Below are 25,889 nucleotides of genomic sequence, written 5' to 3'. Positions count from 1 at the left end.
TGGATATCATTTTGCCCAAAGATTCCGAATCTCCATCGGCAACAGAAGTAGGGGTAGTGGATTTTATGGAGTTTATGATGAAGGATCAACCGGGAAATCAGACTAGGATGCGAGGAGGATTGATGTGGTTGGATTTTGAGTCTGACGAAAAATTTGGCAAACCGTTCAATGAACTGACCGAAAGTCAAGTACTGGAAATCGTGGATCTGGTGGCTTGGCCAGATAGGGCTTCAGAGGAATACCAAGGAGGAGTAAGGTGGTTCAACCTATTGAGAAACCTGACCTGTTCCGGTTATTTCTCCACAAAGGCTGGTTGGGATTATATTGGATACAAAGGAAATCAGCCCAATGTCTGGGATGGGGTACCACAGGAAGTCATGGACAAGCATGGCTTCAAACTGGATGAAAAATACATTCCTATTTACCTCAAACCTGAAGAGCGTGGAGTAGTGGCTCAATGGGATGAAGCCGGTAATTTGATAGGATAAAATGTATATCCAATTTGCTAATTGAACAACCTCCCAATCTGTTTTTATACAGGTTGGGAGGTTTGTTTTGTTTAGGAAAAAGGCAAAGGAGATTACAAAGGAATATTGAAATGCTTCATGGTTTCCTCATAATTGCTATAGTCCACTTCAGGGTTTAGCCTTCCACCTGGAATCACGCCTGGGATGATGACATATCGGAATTGATTGTCACAAAGTGAAATTATTTGGTTATCAGGAGCAGGTCTAGTTCCCTTATGTAGGATATACAATCTTAATAAGCCAGTATCCATGGTATGGAATAAGTAATCCCAGGTACCTGCATCGTAATACATATCAAATGGTAATGCCGTTATTTCATCTGGCATCCAGGAGTTTTGACAAAACTTTGCGTAAACAAGCACGATCCCATTATTTACGATGTCAGAAGTAAAATTTGAGGATAGGATATTTACATATCGTCCTGGTTTTGCTGGAGTCAAAAATGGAAAGGTACCAGCCGGAATGAAGGTCCAATCAGTTTTCTTGACAGTAATCCAGTCTGAATAAATTACTTGTGCGGGTGTTCCCGGTTCCCCTTGTGGACCTTGCTCGCCCTGAGGTCCCTGTTCACCTTGAGGACCTTGCTGACCGGCGGCCCCTGTCGCTCCTTGTGGTCCTATGGCTCCTGTTTCACCAGTGTCGCCTTTTATACCCTGGGGACCCTCGGGTCCTTCGCAGGCACTAAAACATATAACAAGTAGAAAAAGGATTGAGAGAATTTTTGGTTGAATGTTTTTCATAACTAGAATAAGGTAGGTGGTATAATGTAAAATGTATTACCTCTAATCTAATTATAAAAAATTGTATTTTACTAATATTAAAAAAGTTATATTATAACTAAATCTTTGAATCAAAAAGTCATTTAAAATTTCATCTAATAATTTCTTACTCCTTTAATTCATACCATTCTATATCCTTTAAAGGAGCTCTTCGTCCCACATACGCTTCGGGAGCATAGTTTGCGGCTAAATAATCTAAGATCATTGATTCATTATTTCCCAGATCCCATAATCCTTGTGTTGCTTGCATCCACTCAATTTTGACTTTCCATCCTTCCCGGGTAAACCGATTTTGAAGAATCAGAGCACTGGAATGGCAGGAAGTACAGTTGGCTTTGACAAGTTCAAAACCATCACCTTCCACTAAACCGGATTCTACATCCTTACCCTCGACAAATTGGCCAATGCCAGAAGCTAGAATAGGAGATTCATTATTGGTATCTATAGTTTGTAAAGTAGGAGTTGGACCATTGGATAACGTCAAATATAAAATTCCCCCTGTTATGATTAGGATCAAGAAAATAAGTGCGATGACTCCTCTGATAATGCCCTTATACAAATGTCTTTGATCTTGCGAAGATTTTGTGGAATGATCTTTCATCTTACTTAGCTAACTTTTACGGCAATTCTATGGCAAGCATTATTTAAATAACCTTTTGGGTTCCACCCGGGGATTACCATCGGTTGGGCAGTTCCTTGCCTATCCGTAGCCTTTGCCCAAATTTCATAATATCCTTTTTTGGGAAAGGATAGTTCCACTGTCCATTCCTGCCATGCGAGTCGATTGGCAGGAGCTTTCAAGGCACATTTTTTCCAAGTAGCACCAAAATCCGTAGATACTTCCATCGAAGTTACTTGCAGTTCACCTGCCCAAGCTTTACCTCTTACCTGTAAAGTTTTTCCAATCCAAACATGGCCCCTGATTTCGGATAGGTGATTAAGGATTTGACAGGCATGGATTCAATGATTCTCATATCCTCATCCGGAACTTTTTGACCAGGTGCGACAGGATATGCGGGTACTCTATAAGCATCTCCCATCATCTTTGGTCCATCATGAACTTGATTTCTTACCACCAATTTATGAAGCCATTTGCCCGAAGCGGAAGCGGGCCAACCTCCACATACTAACCTCAGCGGATACCCATGTGGCAGTGGAATATCTTTCCCATTCAATTCCCAAGCGATTAACGTCTCATCCTGCAATGCTTTGGCAAGAGGAACACCTCGAGAAATTACCACTTCGTCTGGTTTTCCATTTAAATGTTTGTCAGCTCCATAGTACCCAATATAAACAGCGTCTGATTTGATGCCCACGTCTTGCAGGACATCCTTAAGGCGAACTCCCGTCCATTCTGAACAATATACCGCGCCCTCTTCCCATTGGTTGCCAGAAGCAGGGGGATAGAAGCCTGCTCGACCATTTCCTCCACATTCCAAAACCAGTTGGTACGTATAAGATTTGAAGTTCTTTTTAAGTTCTGCAATCGTATATGTTTTTTCTTGTTCAGCCGATTCTCCACCAATAGTCAAGGTCCAATTGGCGGCATCCACTTCCTCAGGCATGATCCCATTATTTCTAATGAAAATTTTATCAAATGGAGTAATGGAATCGTCCAATAAATGCGGTTTTGCTTCTACATTCCAGGGAAGTTCATTCCGAATAACCATTTCTTCATTTTTACCTTCCATGGGATTGGTTTGCATGGATACTCCTATGGGAATATACCCATCAGGCAACTTCGAAGCATGCACGATTTCCGCTCCTAAGGTTGCTGCTATAGAAGCAAGGATACTTTTTCTCAAGAATCCTCTTCTTCCTTGCAAAGAAGGGTGGGGAGCCTGTAGGCTTTTGGTTACGTCAGTTTTTGACATTGGATAAAATTGGGCTAGAAGGTTCTACTATTGAAATAAATGAAAGGAAATAAGTTTCGCAAAAAATTGAAATGGGCTTTATATTAATTGATATGTTAATCTTAATAAATTAAGTAAGAAAATGGGATAAAGAAATTAGAATTTCCTCCAAGCCCAAGAAACTGTTTTAAGAGGTAGCCTGTTCTTTATTTATCTATCTATTCTATCTATTTTTAATTAAAAACACCAATACTTATGAAATACAATTTAATTGGTAATACAGGTTTATTAGTTTCTGAATTATGTTTTGGAACCATGACTTTTGGAGGACAGGATGCAGGGATGTGGGATCAAATTGGAAAACTTCAGCAAAAGGAAGTAAATGACATGCTTTCGGCGGTAGTGGATTCGGGCATTAATTTTATTGACACAGCAAATGTGTATTCCTATGGACAATCCGAACAACTATTAGGTCAGGGATTAATGGATCTGAAAATTCCAAGAGATGAGATAGTGATTGCTACCAAGGTATTGGCAAGAATGAATGACAAGCCGAATAGTACCGGATTATCTCGCTATCATATTTTTAATTCGGTAGAGGCAAGTTTAAAACGTTTGCAGTTGGATTATGTGGACATATTATATGTGCATGGAGTTGATCCAGCTACTTCATTGGAGGACACGGTTCGTGCACTGAATGATATAGTGGAAACAGGGAAAGTTAGGTACATCTCCATATGTAATTGGCCCGCCTGGATGGTTGCAAAAGCTCAGGCAATTGCTCAGTATAATGGCTATCATAAATTCATCGGTCTACAATATTATTATGCAGCGATAAGTAGGGATATTGAGCATGAATTAGTTCCAATGGCTCAAGACCATAATTTGGCGATTTTTCCATGGAGTCCATTAGCAGGAGGGTTCTTAACAGGTAAGTTTACACGGGAAGGGGCTGATTCTGGAGCTAGAAGGGCTAATTTTGATTTTCCACCGATTGATAAAGAGAAGGCCTATGACTTGGTAGATGTGATGGGAGGAATCGCAGAGGCACATGGGGTGAGCATTGCACAGGTTGCTTTGGCATGGGTGAGACAACAACCCGGAATTACCAGTACCATCATTGGAGCTAAAACTTTGGATCAGTTGCATGCAAATATAGCTTCCACAGAAGTCCAGTTGACGGAAGCTGATTTGGATCAGATTGATAAAATAAGCCCACTTCCAAAGCAATATCCAGGATGGATGGTCGAAAGGCAGTCAGCATATAGAAAATGAATGATTAACAAAAGCACCTAAATTCCATAATTAGGTGCTTTTGTTTGTTGTTTCATTTCCAATTAGTTATCAACCATTATCGATGAATTGGTCATTAACCATTTTTTGCCCACCATGGTCAATGTGTTATTATAACTTCCAGATAAAGTGACAGGTTGGCCATTGGCAGTTCCAACAAGCTGGTAAGTACCTTTGATTGTGGCAGTACCATCTGCATTCATTTCTGAGGAGCCATGTTCAATGGATACGGTTAAGTCATTGACGGCAAATTCTTCTTCCATTGCCGCAGTGATTTCTGCTATACCACTGTATTTTCTTCCATCGCTAAAAGTTCTTACTGCATCATTTGTGTACATGGATGCCAAGGTGGCTACATCTTTTTTGTTGTATGCCTTTACATACTTTTTGGTGAGTGCTTTCGCTTCCTTCTCAAGATTTTGTGCTTGGAGAGGTAGACTTAGAATAGTGCATGTAAACAACAACACCAAACTCAAGACAGTTAAGTTTTTCATAGTAAATAGGTTTATTGCGTTTGCCTACTCTTTACAGTTTTCGGCTTCCCTGGATTCATTCAATTAAAAATTCCGGTCTTTTCGAATAGAATTATCAATTATTGAAATAGACCTTTGCTCTAAAAAATTAGTACTTAAAAGTAGTCTCAGTTTTAAAAATCTACATTAAGTTACATATAAAATTTGATTTGTTCAATCAGAATCCTTCTTTTGAACCATCATCTCTGAAAATACGAATGGTTCCTTTATTAGCCATTTCCCTGTTGGGATCACTGCCTTTATTAACTAGTACAAAACATTTGGTGACATTTGATAAAATTGAAATTGAGGTGAGTGGACTTGTATCTCTAAATTCTTCTCTAATGGTTCCAGAATAAATCCAAAGTGCGGTATATCTTATTCGGTTATATAGGCCATTATCTACTTTAAAAAATAGAGTGAAGTTATTTTTATCTCCACTGAATATTCCTTCAGTTTCAGCTTGATCCATCCCTGCCGGAAACAAACTGGTAGGATTTCCTTCCATTGAAGAGTATGAAATCAAGCTTATAGCTGGTTCTTCATTTGAAAAAAAGAATTGATCTATATACCCTCCAAAAGTGGAATCTTTATAGGAGGGGTAGTATTCATCGTAGACACAATCATGATTGATACGAAATGATATGGATTCCTTTTTTATGATCACTCGATTATCATCATAAGTTCCTTTGAAAATTTCTGGAGGGGCATCTCCTTGATATATTTTCATACCATTTTTTTGAATTCTATCAATAAATGGAACCAAGCTTCCCGTCACTTTTAAAACTTCGGTATCAAACAATCCTTGAACCGAAACAGGTAAATTATAATCCCCCAAATCATTACTTGGTTTTTCTATTATTGAAGGTTCTTCATCGACATTACATGCTAACCAAAAAAAGGAACTTACGATAATTAAGGTCCAATGACCTATAAAAATTGATTTAAATTTCATGATCTTAGGTTTAAAAGTTTTGAACTAGTTTACCAGAAAATGAATATTGCCTGGTTACTTAATACATGATTTTTTTTGTGGATTTTCCATACTTGCTAATCAGGATTTCCAATAAGACGGATACCAATGCCACAAAAAACATGATGACCAACGAGTAAGAAGTCAACAGTTTCATCCAATTGCTGTTAATAGAAGTTTGGGTCCAAACTTTATCTTTCTCATCAGGAGACCCAAATCCTTCCCGGATCAAATCTTCATCCGATTGTATATAAGGATTCTCCTCTATGAATTTTTTAGCGATGGGGGTATATTCATTCCCTTTGATATAATAACTGACTTGATCTTCAAAATCTCTATATGGGAAAGTTCCTCTCAGAAAGTAGTTGGTATGGCTATAAAGAGCGATTATCAAAGCTAAAAACAGGAAGATACAAACCGCTTTCACAGAGTATTTGACATGGGTATTCCATTTTCCTTTGAGCATAAAAGAGACCATTAAATTGACTACAATAGCAATGATGCTGGCCAATGCAGTATAATAAAAGGCCAGTTCATCGATGGCTAAAAGTTTGGTTAAGGCCCCTCCAAAAAGCCCAAATAACAGGCCTATGAATAGGGCTCGGTATTTCAGTAATATGATCATGGTTTTATCTTCAGAGGCACCACAATCATGTTATTTTCATTGACCAATTGCCGACTGTCAAATGCCACTTTAAAATCCACCACCGGATGTTGGATTTCTACTTTATTCCCATCCTCATCTTCCACCGCCATGTAAATTTTGGCAGGGGAAATGCCCCTATCGCATAAGTGGCAGGATTTCGGATGGTATGGTAAGCATTTTCATAATCTTTTAATGCCGGCAAAACATATCGGATGAGGTACTTTCCTTCTACCTCAGGTCCTTCAGTTATTAATTCACCCTCCTCACTGTATTTGTATACAGCCAAAGCAAAGTTCAAAGTATTTCCAGCAACTGTTAAATATGATTGGGTAATCGATGGATTAGGGTCATCTGATACAACTACAGGAAAAGCACCGTTTTTATCCAGTCGGGAGGCAGTCAATGTATTTTTTGAAGGCTTATCCAAAGAACCAATCTTTTGTATTTCTTCTTGAAGCTGACTGAAAGTGGTGATATTTGAAATCAATTCCTCCATGCTATCGGTGATGGATTGAAGCAAGTTTTCCTGTTCAGGGCTAATCGCTTTAGCCTCAATAATCCGATCTAAGGTTTGATTAAATACATCTAAAAGGTCAAAAACCAATTCATTGTTGACTGAGGCGTTCCGTTGTTTTTCAAAATCAAATGAACTCAGACTTCTTTCCATCTGGTTGATAAAAGAATTTACTTTTTGAAGGCCCGCTTGAATTTGAGGACTTGAATTTTCATTGGTTAAATCATTGAAGTTCTCTTTTCCATTTTTGAATACACTAATTTGATTCATTAACTGGCTTGAGGCAGTAACCTGCACCTTTCCCGGTAAATTAGATGCAAGACTTTGATTTAACTCTGGAAATTCAGGCAAGTCCAGTTTTTTCTTACTTCTAATTTCAGGTACATCCTTCAATGAGGTATTGATTTCATACATCAATTCCAACGCATCCTCATTTGGGAGTATGTTATGTGCAAGAAGATAACTGGGTAAATGCTCAGCCACGGGAATTTTAGGCCCTTTTGATTTAACAATGAAGACTGATGCAGCTCCTATTACCACTGCTCCTCCAATAACAAAGACAATAGGATTGATTGAAGAATCGTCTTTTTCATTTAATGGTGCTGCTCCTCCTGTTGGTGGTCTTTGTGCAAAGGATTGGAAGACATGTACCAGGAAGGTCATTAAAATCAAAGAATGAAAAATTAATCGTTTTATGAGCTGTAACATTGGATCAGGATTTTCTGAAAAAAACGATAAAAAAATAACCTGCTGAGGGCAAAGTTCCCGATAACATTCCGAGGTAAAAGTTTCTCCCTCAAGTAGTACCTTAAGTTACTAAAAAATCTACAATAATATTTATAAGGTATTTAAATTCAGTTGATTGTGATGGGTTTTGAATTCTCTTAATTAAGCATGAAGATAAAAAAGGATTGGAAAAACCTTTAAGCAGGAGATAGGTCTAAAAGACTATTTTGAATAAGTAATAAGAATGAAAGCTAAGTTTCTGGTTAAAAACCTCGAAATTAAAGGAAAACCAAACTGCTATTTTATGAAAAGGATTTTTTTGACAATAATGACACTCGCCATTATGTGGGGTTGTGGCAATTCTCAAGAGGATGCTGGAGTACCTGCTACAGTTTACTTTGGTGGGGATATCCTGACCATGGTAGGAAATGAGCCTTCCTACGTGGAAGCGTTGGTTGTTAAAGACGGCATCATCAGTTTTTCCGGAAATGCAGATGAAGCGATGAAAGCTGCCGGTACGGGGCATCAAATGGTTAATTTAGAAGGAAAGACATTAATTCCCGGCTTTATTGATGGGCATGCCCATTTTGCCAATTTTTCTGTCCAAGCGATAGGAGCTTTATTGTTACCTTCTCCAGATGCTGATGTGGACAATATTCCAGCCTTGATTGAGAAATTAAAAGCTTGGAATACCCCTGAAAACAGGGCTTTGACAGGATGGATTTTTGGGACAGGGTTTGATGATTCTGTGTTGGAAGAAAAACGTTTTCCTACCAAACATGATTTGGATCAGGTAACTACAGAATTTCCCATCATGATCATGCATATCTCTGGGCATTTTGCCGTGGTAAATTCCAAAGGTTTGGAATTGTTGGGAATCAATGCAGACAGCAAGGACCCGGTAGGCGGAATCATCCGGAGGGAATCGAATTCTCAAGAGCCTAATGGCGTATTGGAAGAATTGGCCGCTATTCCCCATATGTTGAAGGCCATGGCTCCCAAGACCGAGGAGGCCAATCAGAAATTTTTTGATGCAGGTCAGGATATGGCACTTTCCTATGGGTATACCACTGCACAGGAGGGAAGAGCCATGGGAAACCATGAAATGCTCGCAAAAATGGCTGAGGAAAACAAATTGAAATTAGATGTAGTCAGTTACATTGATTACCTATATGTAGATCAATACATGGGTTCTAAATGGAATAGTAAATCCTATTCGAACCATTATAGAATCGGGGGAATGAAAGTAACCCTGGATGGATCACCTCAAGGAAGAACAGCCTGGAGAACAGATCCCTACCTTATTCCACCAGACGGAGCTGATAAAGATTACGCAGGGTATCCTGCAATTCCTAGTGACACTGTGTTAAGTGAGTATTACAAAAAAGCTCTTGAAAATAACTGGCAAACGATTACTCATACGAATGGGGATGCAGCAGTTGATCAAATGATCCGAACACTTAAACCCTTATTTGAAGAATATGGAAATGAAGATCGGAGGTTTGTGATGATCCATGGCCAATATGTACGGTTTGATCAATTGGACGAATTAGCCAAAATGAAAATCATTGCCTCTTTATTTCCACTACATACATTTTACTGGGGAGATTGGCATAAGCAACTTATCGGGGATTCTTTGGGAAATAGAATAAGTCCTACGAGAACCGCCCTTAACAAAGGGTTGAATATTACCATTCACACGGATGCACCGGTTGCCTTGCCTAATTTGATGAGAGTGGTTTGGACGGCAGTAAGTAGGGTTTCCAGATCAGGAGATATAATTGGAGAGGAAGAACGACTTAGTCCTTATGAGGCATTACAGGCCATTACGTCTTGGAGTGCTTATCAACACTTTGAAGAAAAACCAAAGGAACTTTAGAAAATGGGAAATTGGCTGATTTGGTGATTTTAGACAAAAATCCTTTAAAAGTTGACGTAGAAGACATTAAAGATATTATGGTGATGGAGACAATTAAGGAAGGAGAAACAGTCTTTAAAAAATGGATTAGACTCCTTTATTATGCAAACTATTTCCATTTGAATAGGGTTCAAATAGAGACTGCTTATAGATTTTAGGCAGTCTCTTAAATAAAATATTATTCTCCCAAAACACGAATCTGGTAGGATTTTATTTCTGATTTTTGGGGGCTTAGTTTTCGAATTCCCTCTTTATCTTCCAGATTTCCAGATGCATTCACTGAGTCCGCTATTCCGAGCCATGGTTCAATGCAAACAAATGGAGCGCCTGGTTTTGCCCAGATACCCAGATAATCAAAATCTTCAAAGTCAACCTGCACAACGGGTCCATGAATTTGATGGACCAAACTGGCTTTTCTTGACTTTAAATGCTTAAAAATCAAGGCATCTGCATCAAAAATATGTTCATGCAGAGGAATTAAATTGGTCTTATTCAGGATTTGATCTCCTTCACTTCCTATTAGACCATTTGGTTGGATGAGCCAAGTATGGTCTTGTTCAACCTCTGGAAATTCAATTGCATACTCATCATATTTTGCTTCTGCGTGGATAGGGCAAACAAAAGCAGGATGGCCTCCCAATGAATAGTACATGTCCTGCTCTCCTGTATTTTTTACATCGTGCTTTACTTCCAGACAATTTCCATGGAGTTGAAAAGTAATCTCTAAGACAAATTGGAAAGGGTATAGGGCTAAGGTTTCTGGAGAAGAGGTGACTTGAAATACTAATCTGTCTTTTTCTTGTTCTACCAATTTTCCTAACTCTGAATTTCGTATAAAGCCATGTTTTGGGAGTGCATATTCCTTTCCTTGAAACATCGTTTTACCATCCTTTAAAGCACCTATAATGGGGAATAGGATAGGAGCTTGGCCTGTCCAATATTGAGGGTCTCCTTGCCAAAGGTATTCAAGGTTGGATGTTTTGGAACGAATGGAATTGAGCTCCATTCCTTTGGAATTTATCTGAACGATAAGTTGATCAGATTCTATGGTAAAAAGCATATCTATAATTGAAATAAGGACGAAAGATAAAGATCAAATCATTAAATTCTAACCCTTTCTAGTTGTATTTGTAAGGCCCAAAAATGGCTAAATCACTAATATTTCTTCAAGATCAATATTTTACCCAAGTAGTAGTGGATTCATTTTGTAATTGATAACTTTAGTAAAATAAAATTTTATATTAAAAGAGAGTTGATCATTTTACTTTTGTAGGATGATTTCTTCCAGTCTAAAGTTACTGTTACGTCTTTATTTGATATTTTTAAATAGGGTGACAGGTAATTATAAGTAATTGAAAAATAGAGTTTTATGCTTATTGTTTTAAATATATAAATAACCAAATTTTTACCTGCTATGCCCAATATTAAGAACCTGGATAAATACCTTAAAAAGCTAGAGTTATTACCTCCATTTCAAAAGCAATTATCTGACATTCCCAATGAGGACTATAAATTGGATGTAGTGGATATCAATGAAACTTTGCCAATAGCTGCTGCTCCAATACAGTTTATTGGCAGTTTGAATTTTGGACCCAGACTTTTTGTGTTCAATGATCCTGACGATAATAATCGGGAGTTGGAAGAAGATGAGCATGAACTTGTAAAAAGTCAAAGCTCCCAAGACGAAGTTCTGATTGTTCCGAATTATGATACTAATGCGATTATTCAATATGGATTAGGGGTTTCCATCAAAGCAAGTTCTTCGAATGAGAAATTGGGATTTTTGTTTTCAGGAAGTGCCAATGTGAGGGTGAATACCTATAAACAACACCCTAGGACCAATTCTTTACTAAAGGCTGCTTCTCAGGATTTGAAGAATTTTCCCTGGATTTTTAGTATCGAGGAACTCAAAAATTTGAAGAACAATGAGGCCTGCACCTTGCAGTTTGCAGGTGTGTTGAAATCTTCGTTAGAGGTAAAATGGAGTGATTTATATTCTGGAAGCCTACTTGGAATTTCAAAATTGTTGAGCGTTCCTGCTCCTCTGACCATTGAAGTGGATGCTGGAGCCAGTGTTCAGTTTGATTTTGGTATCCAAGATGATTTTGTTTTGGTATCAAAAAAGTAACAGGGAAGACTTATGAAGTTGGAGTAAAAAAGAATAAAACCCAATCTCTCGGGGCCGGAGCCAAAATTGGCATTAACGCTACTTTTTCGGAGAAAAGCCAAGCTGCTTTGGAAACGATCCTGCAAGGTTTATTAGAAAATATTCTTAATAAAGGGAAGGCAGAAATTGATGCTATTTTAAGTAAATCAAAGGTAGCTGACTTGATTCAGGAGGAACAAGCCACCATTACCATGATCATGAATACCATCGGCTATACTGGGCCTTTGGATAAAATTGCGGAAATGAAGGCTGCATGGGAAACGTTTTTAGGTAAAATTAAGGATACCATTACCAAGGTTGCCACCGCAAAAATAGAGGCAGGAGTAAATTTTGAATACAGTCAAATCAAAACGGAGGATTGTTTTTTACTTGGAGAGCTTTCATCGGATGCCTTAGTGCAATACCATTCTGATTTAATTAGGCTTAGACTGGATGGCATTTTGGAAGATCAAACCGATGATGTGAAAATCAAAAAGTATTTGGAAGACAAGAGCTACCAAAGAAAATCAGGATTTGGTTTTGATCTAAAAGTGAATCAAAAGGGTCTTGGGATAGATTTTGATTCCAGTATTGAAGTGATAACCCGGAAAAATGAAAAACCAGGATACCTATACGTAAGTACCAAATCTGCAAAATCCTATGAAGGGGAATTATTTGGAGATAAGTTTAAATGGTTAGCGGGTCTGGAAATAGCCACAAGAGATTTTGTTAAAGATCCAAAAATCAGTGACTTGGGGATTAAACAACACCTGGGTTTTGAATGGAGTGAAAAAAGAAATTGGAGAAAAAAGAAATCTATAAAATCATAGATACTGCTGTTCTTTGGGGATTGATCAATGGGTATGATCGAGAAGAAGCCTACCTGAATTTGAGTTCTGAATTGAAGTCAAAAAATGCTAAAAACATTACTGTATCCCTGAATATAGAGATACCGGAAGATACATTTAAGGAAATAATCCGGGCCATTTATGAAGTAAAAAAGCAAATTTGAATAATTATTATTCAAACCTTTCCTATGCTTTGTCTGCCTGTATTTTTAATAAAAATGAGCCCATTCGAGATCGGATAGAAAAACATGGTAAAAATTTCCTAGCCTATCTAACTATACCATCCTATCGGTTGGATGACAGTTTAAGGTCTTATGCAGGTTATATCAATCAATCACAAATAGGGCAATTAAACAATGCCATAGACATTATCATCAACAGGGAGGGGAAAGTTTCTCCGAAGATTCTGTGAAAAAGATTATTAAAGGCTTCAATAAATTTCATAACAACATCTACCGGGTAAAAGTCTTGGGCTTTTTGTTATTCCATTTTGGAAGAATTATCGGAAGAGCTGCGGAAATTGAACCCTCTCTCAAGATTACCTATACCAAAAACAATGAGGAAAAGGTGATCAATATGGTGCAAAATCTAAATCCCCAATATTTGAATTATTGATAAATGAGATTCTGAATTGGACCACGCGTAAAAAGAAAATACCCCAATCAAAGCTTGCCGTTATTCAGCTAGAATCACCTTCACTGTGACGAGTAGCTGACCAAAATGCCGTTGGGTATGTTCAGCTGCGTGAAATAATAATCCACCTACTGTCGAGGGTAATTGGGCTCTTCCAACAGTTCTAAATTCAGAAAAGGATTTTGGATCTGTGGTGGATAATAGCTTTAAAAATTTAGCGATTTGTAAGTCCAATTGAACCAACAGCTCTTGAGACGTGAGATTGTTATTTTCTATTCCTTCTTTTTTAGGTAGTCAAACTGGTTTTGACTTAAAGGTTCAGCTTTTGAATAGGCTCCCATCCTGTCAATGACCCCAGCGATGTGTTGTAAATGAAAAGCAGGGCTAGGCATACCTGCAGGCCTTTTCCATAGCAGCTCAGAGGGAAATTCCTTCATAAGAGCATGAATTTCATCCTGAGCTTGCAGTAGTGCATGCACGATTGGTTGAAACAAATCAGGGAAACCATCAATGGGCCCTCTTAGCCAAAATTCAGGTGCGGAAGTCATGGATTAAAGTTAACTGCAGATTCCAACCAAACAATTGGAATCAGTCAAAATTCTTAAAATTAATGTTCCTTCAATTCTTTAACATATTCTAGTTTTAGATTTCTTAGGGATAGTTGGTCAAGATTAATAAACTTGCAAGATATTTAACCTATTCAAAAGTTAGCTTCATGAACCTTAGCCATTCCGTCAAAGCATTTGATGAATTGACCATCTACGAACTCTATGATCTCTTAAAATTAAGGAGTGAGGTATTCGTGGTGGAGCAAAACTGTGTGTTTCTGGATCAAGATGATAAAGATCAGAAATGCCATCATTTGATGTTGTATGAGGGGAAACAATTGGTGGGCTATAGTAGATTAGTTCCTCCCGGATTGTCTTATTCAGAAATGTCAATAGGAAGAGTGGTCACTTCACCCGCAGGTAGAGGGAAAGGTTATGGAAGGATATTAATGGGCTTGTCCATCCAATATTGTCACCAAATTTTAGGGGATGGCCCTATCCGTATCGGTGCCCAAACGTATGCACTTGGCTTTTATTCTTCCCTGGGCTTTGTGTCTGATGGAGAGGTCTATGATGAGGATGGAATAGAACATGTTGAAATGCTAAGGAAAGGTTCAGGCAAGGAATTCTGATAGAAAAGCCAACAATCGACTTTCTTATGAGGCTAGAATCTTTGTAATACTGTTTTTTACAAGGATTGATATAAACAATAATTTGTGATGGGCAATTTGCTGATCATTTCCTGAAGCTCGGAAGACAAGTTTCCATAAATATTTCCTTCAAAATCAGCCATTGAAAATGCCTTTTCAAGTAGCTTATTCATATTTGCAACATGGGCTAATAGTGCCTTGGAATTGGTATATGTCTCTAGTACATGACAAACTGTACCTGTAGAATTAAAATACCATTCATATTGCTCAGCACCGGTCTCATTGGCTTTGACTTGTTCAATACATTGCGGGATTAAATCCTTAAACTCATCTTCTTTTCCAGGATGAATTTTAAACTGGGCGTGAAACTGAATTTTTTTCATAGTGCTTTGATGTTTGGGTTAGTATAAGTTATTGAAAATAAGCCCTAAAACCTATAAGTATTTGGGTTTTACAGTATGAAATAAATCTCTCTGACCACTGACCACTGATTACTGAACACTAAATCTATTTCAGCTTTCAGATTTGAGACTTTAGAATTTCTTTCCTTCTGCTTACTGTCAACTGACCACTGATTACTGAACACTGAATACCATCTGTTAAAAAACTACACCAAATCCCCTTAACCCCCTTTTATGAATATGTTCTATTCAACTAAAAAAAATTCTACTCCAAGGGGGAGTTGTTTCGATATTGAATTATGGTTACATATAACTAATCATTTTAAATTTAACATTAAAACTTCTTACCACGACTGACTACCGACCACTGATTACTGAACACTAAATCTATTTCAGCTTTCAGATTTGAGACTTTAGAATTTCTTTCCTACTTCTTACCGCGACTGTCCACAGACTACCATCTTTTAATAAACTACACCAAATCCCCCTAACCCCCTTTTATGAATATTTTCTATTCAATATAAAATCTACTCCAAGGGGGAGTTGTTTCGATATTGAATTATGGTTACAGATAACTAATCATTTTAAATTTTACATTAAAACTTCTTACCGCGACTGACCATTGACCACTGATTACTGACCACTGACCCCGACCACTGATTACTGATTACTGAACACTAAACCTATTTCAGCTTTCAGATTTGAGACTTTAGAATTTCTTTCCTTCTTCCTACCGCGACTGACCACTGACCACTGATTACTGAAAACTGATAACTGATTACTGAACACTAAATCCATTTCAGCTTTCAGATTTGAGACTTTTGAATTTCTTTCCTACTTCTTCCTGCGACTGTCCAGAGACTACCATCTGTTAAAAAACTACACCAAATCCCCCTAACCCCCTTTTATGAATATGTTCTATTCAACTAAAAAAAATCTACTCCAAGGGAGAGTTGTTTCGATATTGAATTATGGTTACAGATAACTAATCATTTTAAATTTTACATTAAAACTTCTTACCGCGACTGACCACTGACCACTGATTACTGAACACTGAATACTGACCTCTTTCTACTAAAAACTGCTCAATCAGACTCCCGGCTGCTTAATTCGACTTCTGATTGCTCACTATCCACGATTCCTTCAACAAAATACATTTTCATTTTGCCTTTATTCTTGACATAAATCTCTCCTCGATCTGAGAAGAGAAATTTATCCTTGATCAATTCATGGGTATATTCTGTGATATTAATCTTACCTATTCCTGAGTAATATTCCATTCTTGAGGCACAATTCACGGTGTCTCCCCAAATATCATATGCAAATTTCTTGCTTCCCACTATCCCCGCCACGACTGGGCCAGAGCTGATACCAATTCTCATATCAAATCGGATCCGCTTATCCTCCTCAATTTTTTTTGCTTTTTCAACAAACTTGAACATTTCCATGGCCGCTAAAACAATTCGTTCTGCATGGTCTTCTTGAGGAAAGGGAAGTCCTGAAGCACACATATAGGAATCACCTAAGGTTTTGATTTTCTCTAGCTTATATTTATCTACAATTTGGTCGAAATACGAAAAATAATAATCCAGACTCTTCACCAAATCCTCTGGGGCTAAATGTTCCGCGTTACTGGTAAAGTTTTTAAAATCTGTAAACATCACCGAAACGGCATCAAAGCGCTTTGCATTTACTCTTCCAAATTCTTTTAATTCATTGACAGTTTCCTCTGGCAGAATATTTTTAAGTAAATGATCCGATTTACTCCGCTCATTTTCAATTATTCGATTGGCTTTACTGATAAAAGAATTGTTTCTATAAAGTACGGCTGCTAGGATTCCAATAAAAATAAGTGCTATTGCAGTTGTGAAAATCAGGATCCTCTGATTTCGGTTCTTTTGATTTGCAAGATCTATTTCCATCTGTTTTTGATTGACTTCAAAATCTTTGGCTTTTTCTGCGATTTCTTCAACAGCTTGAAGGTTTCTGACACTATCTCTAGCTGCAATGTATTTTAAATGATAAAATAGCGCAGAATCCCGGTCACCATATTGATTATGAAGTTCAAAAAGCATCTGGCTTGCATCAGCAGTTTCCTTCATGAGACTGTAATTCTCGGCAAGATTTAGGCTTTGATGGGCATTTATTAATGCATTTTCAAAATCATCTATTTTCAAGTCTATTTTTGCTAGATACAGATGGTATACCGATAAAGCATAGTAGTCTTCTTTTGCATCTAACGTTTGGATGGCTTGATTTAAATTCTCTCTTGCTTGTTGGTATTTCTGAAGTTGAGAAAAGACCATTCCCAAGTTTCCAAGAGCGTAGGCTAATCCTATTTCATTATTCAAGTTGCTGAAAATAGTCTTAGCCTCTTCCAGACGGAGTATTGCTTTAGGAAATTCCTCTGCGTAAAAATATCTATCCCCATCATTTAATAAAGCTGTAGCTAAGCGTAACGAATCATTCGATTCCGAATTGCCTGTGTCCCCTGTTCATAATAGCTGTCAGCAGTCTCAAAGTTTTCCAAAACAGAATAGGTGTCACCTATACTAATAAAAAGTACACCTACTCGATCTTCTAATTTAAACTGCTGAGCTAATTCGACCGCATGAAAATAAGCCTCCAAAGCTTCAGAGTATTTCCCCTGTAGCTTATATCCATTACCTTTTTGTAAATACCCATTTACCAGGTAAGTTTTAACTGTGTCTATACTGGATGCTTTATCAATCAATAAATTAGCATAATAAAGTACATCCTCTGGATTGGCTTGTGATATGGTTATCTCATATAGCAAGGATAGTTCATCCTGAAACACTCCACTTTCATAAACCTTTACCAAACTATCTGCCATTGCTTGATCTTGGGCATAGGCTGTTATCCCTTTCTGGAAAAGGAATAAGAAAGAAATAAAAAAGTAGCACCAAACTTTGAACATGGTTATTAGGTCATTCGTAATTGAGGGTCTATTACGTACGTTTGTAGATCCCCATAAATATCAGTGATACTAAATATGATATTGTATTGATAGATGTTATCGATGTTTCCTTTTGTAGGAGTGGCCAAGATGACATTGCCAACCGGTAATAGTGGATCAAAGTCAAAAAAATCGTAATCGCTGGATTTCTTTTCTGCAATACAAACAAGATCTAAGCTATAATCTCGTCGTTGGGTATTGTCCTCGAATTTGATATTCCAAAGTAAGGCCCCATTTTTTACGACGTCGGTAATAAATGAGTCTTTTGGCTCTCCATATCCAAGGGTATTTCCCCCACTGCTCAACTTGGTATGATCGTCTATGGCATCGTTGTTTTTTGGGGGATAAGGGGAAGTAAATAATTCGGCAACTTGAACCGTAATAGTGATAATGTTACTAGCTTGAGAAAGCTGGTTTGGCTCTATAGAGGTCATGATAAGAAGAATTTTAGTTTGAAAAAAAATAAAAAAGAATGTGTAGTAATTGGTAGATTTTTAAAAATCCAATACAGCAATTATCTCTAAAATAGATACTTAATATACTTATAATAACGTTACGAAGCCGGAAAAGTGTAGGTTGTGTTTTTGCAGAAATTACTAAAAATCAGGATTCATAAGTAACTGGTTCTTGAATCGGGACTTATTATGAGGTATAAAAGGACTGGGAAATTTGGCCAAAGCTCGGTAAAAGAACGGGAGTTTTAATAGGGATTGAAGAAAGCCTGATTCCGATTTAAATGGTTTGAGTTGCAGTCGTTTCATAAAATTTATGAATAGTCTTCTGATGTAGCTGGAGGCTATATTTTTGTCAGCCCCACCAAAAATTCGTATTTTAAAGAAAAAGCGAATTAACTAAACCCAAAATAAACGTACCATGGATAAATTAGAGAAACTGGAAATGATGGATAAAATTCTGAGGGAATTTGAGGATTTGAGAAATAGTCAAACGTCAGTCTTGAAGAAAATATCCAAAATTGAAGCGGATAATATTAATCTGGGAGTGAAGGTTTTGGAAGAAAAATTATCAGATATATTTTTCGCGGTAGATACCAATCTAGGTCTGGTTACTGAGCTGGAAGAAAAATTTCAGGAACATCGAGATCAGTTTTATACCTCGAATAATCTGAAAGCACTACAAGAAGAAAGATCATAGATTAAAGTTCCTTCTGACAAGGGAGTAATTTCACTTAAGTGGATTGCTCCCTTTTCTTTTTACATGCAGACTCAAAGTAAAAAGGAATTGTAACTCACTAGGAGAATAAAATTTTGAAACGATCCTGTAGGTAGGATTGCATATTGTTTGAATCTGTTATAAAGGATCAGGCTTCGTTTCCGGGTGTTTTTCCCAATACTGTACAATGGAAGGCATGTATTCATCGCTTTCAATGGTCCCTTGTAAATCTGCTTTTTGACCTATGTACAGATAAACCTTATTGTCCTCAACTTTTTCCACGGTCAAGGCATCCTTTTCAAGTATGCGTTTAACCAGCTCCCATTCTTTGGGGTCGGTCACAAAGGTTTCGAAACGAATATAAAATTCCTCTCCAATAGGAGGAATAGGGTAGTCGCTGGGAATTTCAACACGAACGACCGGATCTGTAGGAATAATGATTTTTAGGCTCATTGGGTTTTCTGGTTTACTTAAAGCTAGTTAGGATAATGGAGAAAGACAATTGAGGTAGGATTTCTAAACTAATTTACCAATGGTTTACTCCAGATTTGTTTAATTGGCACTTCAAGAGAACTTTTAAAAAAATTAGAATGAAAAAACAGCTCATTGCTTTATTCGCATTTTTCTTGTGCACCTGCACTTTTGGACAAGAAGTCAAAGACATCAAGGTGTCTAGTTTTAATTTAAGAATGGACACACCTAACGACGGAGTCAATGCTTGGCCAAATCGAAAAGAAATGGTCAAGGAATTGATCCAATACCATGACTTTGACATCATAGGGACTCAGGAGGGATTTATCCATCAATTGAATGACTTATTGGAAATGCCAGGTTTTGCCTTTATCGGTGCAGGTCGAGATGATGGGAAGCAAGGAGGGGAGCATTCTGCTATTTTATATAAAACTGACCGATTTGAAGTGTTGGAATCAGGAGATTTTTGGTTGCGGGAAAATCCAGATGAACCTGGATTGGGTTGGGATGCCACCTGCTGCAATCGAATCGCTTCCTGGGGATTGTTCAAAGACTTGGAAAGTGGAAAAGAATTTTATGTGTTCAATGCCCATTTTGATCATCAAGGAGTCATTGCCAGAAAAGAATCCGGGAAGTTGATGGTAAAAAATCCAGGAGATAGCCCAAGGGAAGCCGGTGATCTGTACTGGAGATTTTAATTCCACTCCCGATACGGAGCAAATCATTTCCCTATCAGCATTGCTGCAGGACTCCTATCAGGTATCCAAATTACCACCTTATGGACCTGTGGGGACGACCAATCAATTTGTGTTTACCGCCCCTATGAAAAACAGAATCGATTATGTGTTTGTCAGCGATGATTTTGAGGTATCCAAGTATGGGGTGTTGACTGATGCATTAAATCAACGCTATCCCTCTGATCACTTGCCGGTAGTGGCAACGGTGAATTTTAAGAAGTAAAGGAAAAAGAACTAAAATTTGAATAAAACGATTGGAGAGTTACTCTCCATTCTCTAAAATAAATAGTGAAAGTCTGGCAAATGCTGGACTTTTTTGTGTATCTCTAAGTTTAATCCATTAGTTGAGGACAGATAAAAGAATGAATTTCAGTATATTAAGGAACACAGTATCAAATTTTTAAAGATTATGTTTTTTAATATTCAATTCAGTAAAGCAAAATTTGAACGATTAGTTTTACAATACGCCCAAAAGAGAGTCCTCGCCAATGAAAACCTAGGTTTAGGAGGGATCAGAATCATTCCTTTTGACCCATTGGATTTTGACGCACGCCCTGAAGAGGGGGTGATCGATCGGATCAATTTAGATCAGGTGGAATTGGAATATGCCCGAGGAGCAGATGCGCCACGGGATGATAAAGTGGTAAACCTTCCGCCACTATTACTCAGCGGAGGTCGAGAATTTCCCATCAGCTCCACGATCGATATTGCAGTGTTACAAGCGCTGTGTACCATCAGCATTTATGTGGTTCGAAAAAGTGATTTAATAGAAGCAGGGATTGAGGGCGTTCATGAATCAAAATTTGTTCAATTTCGAATTCAGGTGGTTTTTAAAGTCAATCAGCCCCAATTGAATTCTAATTTCCTGCTCCTGCAGTTTAGTCCCACAGGAATCCGATTTGGATTGGGAGGCTTGTTTGCAGATATGGAAGATATAGATAACCCGGTCCTTCGAGAATTAGGAGAGGAGCTTTTAGAAATCATGCAGGAAAATTCGGAAGAATGGTTTCCCGTAGTGAGATTCCCGGTATCAGATCTGGAAGAAGCATTGGGAGGTTTACAGTTTTGGAATGCAGGGATCCGAATGGGATCCAATGTGGTGGATATTCAGTTGCAAGTAGATGCCTCTGACCTGAACAGTACCTTCAGGGCTGGGATGAATAGCTTTAACCAATGGGAGACAGACTGGACTGATTATTATTCCAACACCTTAATGGATAAAACTGGGAGTTTGGACTGGGGAATATTTTTTCCGGTGGACTTATTTGATCAACGAATCAAAGACACGGTTACCACAGCTTTAGCTCCTAGAACGGATGTTATCCTTACAAGGGCTCCAGAGTCCAATTGGGAAGTATCTAATGTAGTTCGGGGTGAAGTGGGTTGTTTTCCTGGTGAAAGTGGCCTTTTAAGAACTTCTATTGCGGTCCAATTGCCGGGGGCATGTATTCCTTGGGGCTACGATATGGATGTGAACATTAGCTTGAATACCTCGATCTTAATTGATGAACCGGGAAAAATCCGCTTAGAGTTAAGATTCTCCCATGAGGTGGATCCCGGAGATGTATTTGTCTGTGGTTCCTTGAACGCTTTTTTAATTTCCAGTGCCGGAGTGGTGATCGGTGGCGCATTCGGTGGTTGGGTAGGTGCAGTAGTCGGAGGAGTGATAGGAGGTTTATTGGGAGGTTTTGGGACCTTGGGTGTCATCTTATCCCAACCTATTCCATCTCTGAGCAGTCCCATGTTGACCCGAATAGAAGGAGAGGACAATGCCTATTTTGCAGAGATTGAAATTGAACCGATTACCAATTCGATTTTAGGGGAGGTAGCAATCACTTCGGTCACTCCTTGTCATAATGGTATTTTTGCAGGTGGTTTATTACGTGAAAATCCGGGTATTGCTGAGCGATTACCTGCTGGTAATTTGGTTTTCCTCGCTGGAGGCAACCTGGTAGGTCTTCTTGTCCAGAAGATGGGGCTGCTCCTCATATTGTTGCTGAACTAGGATATGGGTTTTACCGATCTGCACACCCCGCTAATATCCCATTGGTGGAGTGGAATGTTGAAATTCTCAACGCTACTCCCGATTCCGGGTGGGGAGACCCATTGATCACGAGAACTGCCGATACCTTGGTGTATCGCTATCATTTTGAAAGATTTGAAGTCAATGCCTTACGATTAGATGCAGGGAGTTCAAATCCGTCTTTGCAAATCTTGTTTCAAACAAATTTCGGGGCAAGGATCTTTACCCTATCGATGCCTGAAAGGTTGAATGACGCTGCTTATTCCGAATTGCTGAATGAGATCAATGAGCGATGCAATGCCAATCAGGATTTGATCAATATGTTTGAAGATAGGATTGGGCACTTAAGAGATATCCTCAATGGGCCTCGATTTATTCCGGGAAGGGATCTGATCGACGCCATTTGGTGGACCATTAATTTCATTGATTTTGACAAAAGAAGTGCGATCGCATTGCAAACGAAAATGTCCAATAAGCTGGTCACCTTGGATGCTCTAAAATTATCCAATTCGGGGAGTGGAAGGCTTGATTTTTGGCAATCGGAAAAAGGTTTTGAACAGGAATTATTTTTGGCTACGAAGGGGCTAGATCAACCAAAACATGGAAAGGATCCAAGATTTATGGTAGGAATGAAGGCCTTTCAAAAAAGAGGGAATATTGCATTGAAAGGAGCCTATCTAGACCATAAGCTGATTAAAAATCATCAGGGTACGTTGTTGATGGTGTTGATGAAAGGTAGGGTCAGCGTGTATTCTTTGGATGAAACCAAAGTGTTTTCAGAAGTATTCAGAAGAGATACTTCAGATATCAAAAAAATTGTGGGAAGAGGAGGGAATTTATGGATGGTAAATGCCAATGGAGGAGTTTTCCGATCCAGCGATGGGAAACACTGGGATGTAGTGGATCAAAAATCCCAAAACCCCAGTAATTTTTCCTATTACCAAGCATCTTTACCTGATAACAAAGGAGATATTTCCTCTCGTGAGGCAGTGATCCTTTCTCAAGATAAGAAGGTGTTATTCTATATGGAGCAAGTATACACCGATTTGGGAACGGCCAAACCCTCTCAAAAGAAACCAGTGGATCCCATTAAAATCAAAAAGCCGACGGTCAAAGATTGGGGGTTTGTCAAAGGAATGAATATTAAAATTCCCAAGCCTAAATCCTGAATAAGTAGAATTAATAATCCTATTTAATGAGCAATGAAACACTCATTCACTGGGATTTACTATTCTTAAAAATTTCAGGAAAAAATCATATTTCTCATATCAGCTCCATTCTAATTGAGATGGTTGGGTACTTTGCCGTCCATTTTTTTCCACTGTTTGGTAAAATATTTCCGCACGATAATTTTTGCAGTGACACCTATGGCTGCGGTTAAAGCGGTATATAGGATCACATTCCCCAAAGATGCATCCTCAGATTCCGGATTTTTTGGGGCTTCTTTGCCGGTAATGGCTTCATAGCGGTTATCTACGGCTGATTTTGCCAGTGTCGCCACTCCCAAGGAAAGTAACACTGAGAGAATTTCGAATTTGTTTTCAGAAAGTTTCATGTCAAGTTTCTTACAAAGGATTCAAATGCCGTGCTAAGGGAAAGTATTGTCTTGTCCTTGAATAGGTTTATTAAAAATCCCCCTTGCCCCCTTTATGCTCCGTTTTTCTCCAATTTCCTTTCCTGTTCCAAGGGGGAGTTGTTTTGAGATTCAAATTCTGTCAACTGCGACCTACCTTCGGTAGGTAAGCTGAACACTGATCACTGATTACTGATCACTCCCAACTAAGGTTTAGATTTCTGACTTAAGCTTTCTGAATTTCCTCCTTTCTTCGACCTGCCTTTGAAAGGTAAGCTGAACACTAATTACTGAAACTTATCGTTTTCATCTTGCTGGCAATTGCTTTTTGGTTCCAAATAATGTTTTCGGGCCAGCGCTGGGGGGGGTATATCCTTTAACCAAGGGTGGCGTCGTTCCTCCTTACCCTTGGCTAAAAAGCTTATACCCCGCTGGGGTCATTGCTCCAAATCTGATTTTAACTAGTCTATGGTTTTAAATTTCTGATTTAAGCTTTTAGATTTTCTTCTTTTCTGCGACCTACCTTCGGTAGGCAAGCTGATCACTGATCACTGATTACTGATCACTGCCAACTAGGGTTTAGATTTCTGACTTAAGCTTTCTGAATTTCCTCATTTCTGCGACCTTTCTTCAGTAGGTAAGCTGAACACTGATCACTGATTACTGTCTTCTGATTACTGAAACGTATTGTTTTCATCTTGCTGGCAAATGCTTTTTAACTTCAAATAATGATTCCGGGCCAGCGCTGGGGGAGATGTAGATCCATTAACCAAGGGTGGCGTCGTTCCTCCTTACCCTTGGCTAAAAAGCTTAGACCCCGCTGGGGTCATTCCTTCAAATCTGATTTGAACTAGTCTATGGTTTTAAATTTCTGATTTAAGCTTTCTGAATTTCCTCATTTCTGCGACCAGCCTTTGGAAGGTAAGCTGAACACTGATCACTGAACACTGTCTTCTGATTACTGAAACTTATCGTTTTCCTCTTGCTGGCAATTGCTTTTTGGTTCCAAATAATGTTTTCGGGCCAGCGCTGGGGGAGATTTTATTCTTTTTTAGCCCAGGGCCCGAAAGTTATCGTGGCTAAACCCTGGGCTATGATGCTCTCCTAAATAATCACTCCGGCGAAGGTTCTTGATTGGATTGTTTTTGAATTTGCCGGAGGTTGAAATAGGACACGTTTGTTAGCTCAAAAACTATTTCTTCAATTTCAATTCCTCAATTTTTTGCAAAGAGAGATAAACTAGCTAAATCATGGAAAATTTATTAGGTGATTAATTAAAATTTTAATACTAAGCCTTTGGTTAATAATCAGAATCTATTAAATTACTTTTAGTTAATTTTTATTTCACTCTTAAAATACTTTTACTTATGGCGATCGAAAATAGACTATCGATTGAGATTCCAGAAGCAGAATTGACAGCTGCAATGGAACATGTCAAATCAGCAAGGGAAATTTTAGCTCCCTACTTAATTGCGTTGACACCTGAGGAACGGATGACTATTCCGAAGATGTCAGATGGTTCCCGACCTTTTGTGGAGAAGGTCATGGATTATGTACAAACCGAACCTTCCTTTTTGCCTCGATTTGTTCCGGTGGAAGAAATGCAAAAGGACTGGAAATCAAACAAGGAGATTGATAGCGTTTATAAGTCTGCCATGTTGCTGTGTAATGATTTGAATGACACAATGATGCTTGCGGGTTCGGAGGTGTATGAAGCATCCTTGGCCTATTACAATTCAGTCAAAATTGCCGCCAGAATGCAGGCCCCAAATGCCAAAGGAATCTACGAAGACCTAAAAGTTCGATTTGAAGGACAAGGAAAGAAAAAGAAGTAGAGTAGGCTTAAGCAATTTTTCTTGCTCCAATTAACGGTACCGGGTCATTAGATCCGGTTTTTTTATGTCTTAGAACCAAAGCTTCCTTTTTAGGTTGATCCAGGTTGATTCAATTAAAATCAAATCCTCCAATTTT

30 protein-coding genes and 2 pseudogenes are annotated in these 25,889 nt (G+C 38.3%); 15 read left to right on the top strand and 17 right to left on the bottom strand.

Going from position 1 to position 25,889, the window contains the following annotated elements:
• The first annotated feature begins 11 nt into the window (after positions 1–11).
• Positions 12–488: a gluconate 2-dehydrogenase subunit 3 family protein gene (locus V8V91_RS02585; protein ID WP_373398627.1), complete on the top strand. Its 477-nt coding sequence runs from the start codon at positions 12–14 to the stop codon at positions 486–488.
• A 92-nt stretch (positions 489–580) separates the two neighbouring features.
• Here the strand turns inward: V8V91_RS02585 and V8V91_RS02580 are convergent, their stop codons facing one another.
• From V8V91_RS02580 to V8V91_RS02570, 3 genes and pseudogenes are all read right to left on the bottom strand, one after another.
• Complete coding sequence (locus V8V91_RS02580) at positions 581–1,267, bottom strand: collagen-like protein (protein ID WP_373398626.1); 687 nt, start codon at positions 1,265–1,267, stop codon at positions 581–583.
• A gap of 145 nt (positions 1,268–1,412) precedes the next feature.
• Positions 1,413–1,907, bottom strand: coding sequence for a hypothetical protein (locus V8V91_RS02575; protein ID WP_373398625.1), 495 nt, complete (start codon positions 1,905–1,907; stop codon positions 1,413–1,415).
• Between the two features lie 5 nt (positions 1,908–1,912).
• Positions 1,913–3,180, bottom strand: a pseudogene (locus tag V8V91_RS02570) (sulfite oxidase).
• Positions 3,181–3,414: 234 nt separating this feature from the next.
• Between V8V91_RS02570 and V8V91_RS02565 the strand changes: the two are divergent.
• On the top strand, positions 3,415–4,434 hold the full coding sequence (locus tag V8V91_RS02565; protein WP_373398624.1) for an aldo/keto reductase: 1,020 nt from the start codon (positions 3,415–3,417) through the stop codon (positions 4,432–4,434).
• Between the two features lie 62 nt (positions 4,435–4,496).
• Here the strand turns inward: V8V91_RS02565 and V8V91_RS02560 are convergent, their stop codons facing one another.
• The 5 genes from V8V91_RS02560 to V8V91_RS02540 all read right to left on the bottom strand — a co-directional run bounded on the left by V8V91_RS02560 (position 4,497) and on the right by V8V91_RS02540 (position 7,805).
• Positions 4,497–4,946 (bottom strand): DUF4440 domain-containing protein, encoded by a 450-nt coding sequence (locus V8V91_RS02560; protein ID WP_373398623.1) that lies wholly within the window; start codon positions 4,944–4,946, stop codon positions 4,497–4,499.
• Between the two features lie 196 nt (positions 4,947–5,142).
• Positions 5,143–5,919: a hypothetical protein gene (locus V8V91_RS02555; RefSeq protein ID WP_373398622.1), complete on the bottom strand. Its 777-nt coding sequence runs from the start codon at positions 5,917–5,919 to the stop codon at positions 5,143–5,145.
• Between the two features lie 58 nt (positions 5,920–5,977).
• Entirely contained in the window at positions 5,978–6,562 is a 585-nt protein-coding gene (locus V8V91_RS02550) for a hypothetical protein (protein ID WP_373398621.1), read from the bottom strand.
• Entirely contained in the window at positions 6,559–6,693 is a 135-nt protein-coding gene (locus tag V8V91_RS02545; protein WP_373398620.1) for a hypothetical protein, read from the bottom strand. The genes V8V91_RS02550 and V8V91_RS02545 overlap by 4 nt, the downstream gene beginning before the upstream one ends.
• Positions 6,660–7,805, bottom strand: a complete 1,146-nt coding sequence (locus tag V8V91_RS02540; RefSeq protein ID WP_373398619.1) for a hypothetical protein — start codon at positions 7,803–7,805, stop codon at positions 6,660–6,662. The genes V8V91_RS02545 and V8V91_RS02540 overlap by 34 nt, the downstream gene beginning before the upstream one ends.
• Positions 7,806–8,067: 262 nt before the next feature.
• Between V8V91_RS02540 and V8V91_RS02535 the strand changes: the two are divergent.
• Positions 8,068–9,899 (top strand): annotated as a pseudogene (locus V8V91_RS02535) (amidohydrolase).
• Between the two features lie 20 nt (positions 9,900–9,919).
• Here V8V91_RS02535 and V8V91_RS02530 read toward each other — a convergent pair.
• Positions 9,920–10,801 carry an aldose 1-epimerase family protein gene (locus V8V91_RS02530; protein WP_373398618.1) on the bottom strand — a complete coding sequence of 294 codons (882 nt, stop codon included), beginning with the start codon at positions 10,799–10,801 and terminating at the stop codon, positions 9,920–9,922.
• A 354-nt stretch (positions 10,802–11,155) separates the two neighbouring features.
• Here V8V91_RS02530 and V8V91_RS02525 point away from each other — a divergent pair, with 354 nt between their 5' ends.
• From V8V91_RS02525 to V8V91_RS02505, 5 genes are all read left to right on the top strand, one after another.
• Positions 11,156–11,869: a hypothetical protein gene (locus tag V8V91_RS02525; protein ID WP_373398617.1), complete on the top strand. Its 714-nt coding sequence runs from the start codon at positions 11,156–11,158 to the stop codon at positions 11,867–11,869.
• A gap of 107 nt (positions 11,870–11,976) precedes the next feature.
• Positions 11,977–12,717: a hypothetical protein gene (locus V8V91_RS02520; protein WP_373398616.1), complete on the top strand. Its 741-nt coding sequence runs from the start codon at positions 11,977–11,979 to the stop codon at positions 12,715–12,717.
• On the top strand, positions 12,687–12,899 hold the full coding sequence (locus tag V8V91_RS02515) for a hypothetical protein (protein WP_373398615.1): 213 nt from the start codon (positions 12,687–12,689) through the stop codon (positions 12,897–12,899). The genes V8V91_RS02520 and V8V91_RS02515 overlap by 31 nt, the downstream gene beginning before the upstream one ends.
• Positions 12,896–13,147 carry a hypothetical protein gene (locus V8V91_RS02510; RefSeq protein ID WP_373398614.1) on the top strand — a complete coding sequence of 84 codons (252 nt, stop codon included), beginning with the start codon at positions 12,896–12,898 and terminating at the stop codon, positions 13,145–13,147. Before V8V91_RS02515 ends, V8V91_RS02510 begins: the two co-directional genes overlap by 4 nt.
• Complete coding sequence (locus V8V91_RS02505; protein ID WP_373398613.1) at positions 13,144–13,350, top strand: hypothetical protein; 207 nt, start codon at positions 13,144–13,146, stop codon at positions 13,348–13,350. Before V8V91_RS02510 ends, V8V91_RS02505 begins: the two co-directional genes overlap by 4 nt.
• 60 nt (positions 13,351–13,410) lie before the next feature.
• Here V8V91_RS02505 and V8V91_RS02500 read toward each other — a convergent pair whose 3' ends face one another.
• A complete protein-coding gene (locus tag V8V91_RS02500; protein WP_373398612.1) occupies positions 13,411–13,611 on the bottom strand; it encodes a hypothetical protein in 201 nt (66 codons plus the stop codon).
• Positions 13,612–13,640: 29 nt separating this feature from the next.
• Positions 13,641–13,916: a DinB family protein gene (locus tag V8V91_RS02495; protein WP_373398611.1), complete on the bottom strand. Its 276-nt coding sequence runs from the start codon at positions 13,914–13,916 to the stop codon at positions 13,641–13,643.
• Positions 13,917–14,083: 167 nt separating this feature from the next.
• On the opposite strand from V8V91_RS02495, the gene V8V91_RS02490 reads away from it, so the two are divergent.
• Positions 14,084–14,548 (top strand): GNAT family N-acetyltransferase, encoded by a 465-nt coding sequence (locus V8V91_RS02490; RefSeq protein ID WP_373398610.1) that lies wholly within the window; start codon positions 14,084–14,086, stop codon positions 14,546–14,548.
• A gap of 56 nt (positions 14,549–14,604) precedes the next feature.
• Here the strand turns inward: V8V91_RS02490 and V8V91_RS02485 are convergent, their stop codons facing one another.
• From V8V91_RS02485 to V8V91_RS02470, 4 genes are all read right to left on the bottom strand, one after another.
• Positions 14,605–14,949 (bottom strand): putative quinol monooxygenase, encoded by a 345-nt coding sequence (locus tag V8V91_RS02485; protein WP_373398609.1) that lies wholly within the window; start codon positions 14,947–14,949, stop codon positions 14,605–14,607.
• 1,103 nt (positions 14,950–16,052) lie between these two features.
• A complete protein-coding gene (locus V8V91_RS02480; RefSeq protein WP_373398608.1) occupies positions 16,053–17,318 on the bottom strand; it encodes an adenylate/guanylate cyclase domain-containing protein in 1,266 nt (421 codons plus the stop codon).
• Positions 17,319–17,416: 98 nt separating this feature from the next.
• Positions 17,417–17,905 (bottom strand): tetratricopeptide repeat protein, encoded by a 489-nt coding sequence (locus V8V91_RS02475; protein ID WP_373398607.1) that lies wholly within the window; start codon positions 17,903–17,905, stop codon positions 17,417–17,419.
• Between the two features lie 5 nt (positions 17,906–17,910).
• A complete protein-coding gene (locus V8V91_RS02470) occupies positions 17,911–18,378 on the bottom strand; it encodes a hypothetical protein (RefSeq protein ID WP_373398606.1) in 468 nt (155 codons plus the stop codon).
• A 439-nt stretch (positions 18,379–18,817) separates the two neighbouring features.
• Here V8V91_RS02470 and V8V91_RS02465 point away from each other — a divergent pair, with 439 nt between their 5' ends.
• On the top strand, positions 18,818–19,096 hold the full coding sequence (locus tag V8V91_RS02465) for a hypothetical protein (RefSeq protein ID WP_373398605.1): 279 nt from the start codon (positions 18,818–18,820) through the stop codon (positions 19,094–19,096).
• A gap of 156 nt (positions 19,097–19,252) precedes the next feature.
• On the opposite strand, the gene V8V91_RS02460 is transcribed toward V8V91_RS02465, so the two are convergent.
• Positions 19,253–19,567, bottom strand: coding sequence for a hypothetical protein (locus V8V91_RS02460; RefSeq protein ID WP_373398604.1), 315 nt, complete (start codon positions 19,565–19,567; stop codon positions 19,253–19,255).
• A gap of 137 nt (positions 19,568–19,704) precedes the next feature.
• Here V8V91_RS02460 and V8V91_RS02455 point away from each other — a divergent pair, with 137 nt between their 5' ends.
• The 4 genes from V8V91_RS02455 (at position 19,705) to V8V91_RS02440 (ending at position 23,514) form a co-directional block, all read left to right on the top strand.
• On the top strand, positions 19,705–20,283 hold the full coding sequence (locus V8V91_RS02455) for an endonuclease/exonuclease/phosphatase family protein (protein WP_373398603.1): 579 nt from the start codon (positions 19,705–19,707) through the stop codon (positions 20,281–20,283).
• The gene (locus tag V8V91_RS02450; protein ID WP_373398602.1) at positions 20,261–20,545 is read left to right on the top strand and encodes an endonuclease/exonuclease/phosphatase family protein; all 285 of its coding nucleotides are present in this window, start codon (positions 20,261–20,263) and stop codon (positions 20,543–20,545) included. The genes V8V91_RS02455 and V8V91_RS02450 overlap by 23 nt, the downstream gene beginning before the upstream one ends.
• 186 nt (positions 20,546–20,731) lie before the next feature.
• Positions 20,732–22,327, top strand: coding sequence for a hypothetical protein (locus V8V91_RS02445; RefSeq protein WP_373398601.1), 1,596 nt, complete (start codon positions 20,732–20,734; stop codon positions 22,325–22,327).
• 44 nt (positions 22,328–22,371) lie between these two features.
• Entirely contained in the window at positions 22,372–23,514 is a 1,143-nt protein-coding gene (locus V8V91_RS02440) for a hypothetical protein (RefSeq protein ID WP_373398600.1), read from the top strand.
• A 110-nt stretch (positions 23,515–23,624) separates the two neighbouring features.
• Here the strand turns inward: V8V91_RS02440 and V8V91_RS02435 are convergent, their stop codons facing one another.
• Entirely contained in the window at positions 23,625–23,900 is a 276-nt protein-coding gene (locus tag V8V91_RS02435; protein WP_373398599.1) for a DUF4235 domain-containing protein, read from the bottom strand.
• Positions 23,901–25,285: 1,385 nt separating this feature from the next.
• On the opposite strand from V8V91_RS02435, the gene V8V91_RS02430 reads away from it, so the two are divergent.
• On the top strand, positions 25,286–25,753 hold the full coding sequence (locus V8V91_RS02430) for a hypothetical protein (RefSeq protein ID WP_373398598.1): 468 nt from the start codon (positions 25,286–25,288) through the stop codon (positions 25,751–25,753).
• Positions 25,754–25,889: the final 136 nt, after the last annotated feature.

Source organism: Algoriphagus halophilus (assembly GCF_041729275.1).
Classification (GTDB): domain Bacteria; phylum Bacteroidota; class Bacteroidia; order Cytophagales; family Cyclobacteriaceae; genus Algoriphagus; species Algoriphagus halophilus_A.
Note: the sequence above shows the minus strand (reverse complement) of the source record. Positions and strands in the feature narration are given on the sequence as shown.

Coding starts and splice junctions, on each gene's coding strand:
- V8V91_RS02495 (WP_373398611.1), bottom strand. CDS start 13,916: ATGACTTCCGCACCTGAATTTTGGCTAAGAGGGCCCATTGATGGTTTC.
- V8V91_RS02490 (WP_373398610.1), top strand. CDS start 14,084: ATGAACCTTAGCCATTCCGTCAAAGCATTTGATGAATTGACCATCTAC.
- V8V91_RS02540 (WP_373398619.1), bottom strand. CDS start 7,805: ATGTTACAGCTCATAAAACGATTAATTTTTCATTCTTTGATTTTAATG.
- V8V91_RS02580 (WP_373398626.1), bottom strand. CDS start 1,267: ATGAAAAACATTCAACCAAAAATTCTCTCAATCCTTTTTCTACTTGTT.
- V8V91_RS02470 (WP_373398606.1), bottom strand. CDS start 18,378: ATGACCTCTATAGAGCCAAACCAGCTTTCTCAAGCTAGTAACATTATC.
- V8V91_RS02545 (WP_373398620.1), bottom strand. CDS start 6,693: ATGGCGGTGGAAGATGAGGATGGGAATAAAGTAGAAATCCAACATCCG.
- V8V91_RS02465 (WP_373398605.1), top strand. CDS start 18,818: ATGGATAAATTAGAGAAACTGGAAATGATGGATAAAATTCTGAGGGAA.
- V8V91_RS02475 (WP_373398607.1), bottom strand. CDS start 17,905: ATGTTCAAAGTTTGGTGCTACTTTTTTATTTCTTTCTTATTCCTTTTC.
- V8V91_RS02555 (WP_373398622.1), bottom strand. CDS start 5,919: ATGAAATTTAAATCAATTTTTATAGGTCATTGGACCTTAATTATCGTA.
- V8V91_RS02485 (WP_373398609.1), bottom strand. CDS start 14,949: ATGAAAAAAATTCAGTTTCACGCCCAGTTTAAAATTCATCCTGGAAAA.
- V8V91_RS02430 (WP_373398598.1), top strand. CDS start 25,286: ATGGCGATCGAAAATAGACTATCGATTGAGATTCCAGAAGCAGAATTG.
- V8V91_RS02530 (WP_373398618.1), bottom strand. CDS start 10,801: ATGCTTTTTACCATAGAATCTGATCAACTTATCGTTCAGATAAATTCC.
- V8V91_RS02445 (WP_373398601.1), top strand. CDS start 20,732: ATGTTTTTTAATATTCAATTCAGTAAAGCAAAATTTGAACGATTAGTT.
- V8V91_RS02575 (WP_373398625.1), bottom strand. CDS start 1,907: ATGAAAGATCATTCCACAAAATCTTCGCAAGATCAAAGACATTTGTAT.
- V8V91_RS02565 (WP_373398624.1), top strand. CDS start 3,415: ATGAAATACAATTTAATTGGTAATACAGGTTTATTAGTTTCTGAATTA.
- V8V91_RS02550 (WP_373398621.1), bottom strand. CDS start 6,562: ATGATCATATTACTGAAATACCGAGCCCTATTCATAGGCCTGTTATTT.
- V8V91_RS02435 (WP_373398599.1), bottom strand. CDS start 23,900: ATGAAACTTTCTGAAAACAAATTCGAAATTCTCTCAGTGTTACTTTCC.
- V8V91_RS02460 (WP_373398604.1), bottom strand. CDS start 19,567: ATGAGCCTAAAAATCATTATTCCTACAGATCCGGTCGTTCGTGTTGAA.
- V8V91_RS02560 (WP_373398623.1), bottom strand. CDS start 4,946: ATGAAAAACTTAACTGTCTTGAGTTTGGTGTTGTTGTTTACATGCACT.
- V8V91_RS02525 (WP_373398617.1), top strand. CDS start 11,156: ATGCCCAATATTAAGAACCTGGATAAATACCTTAAAAAGCTAGAGTTA.
- V8V91_RS02455 (WP_373398603.1), top strand. CDS start 19,705: ATGAAAAAACAGCTCATTGCTTTATTCGCATTTTTCTTGTGCACCTGC.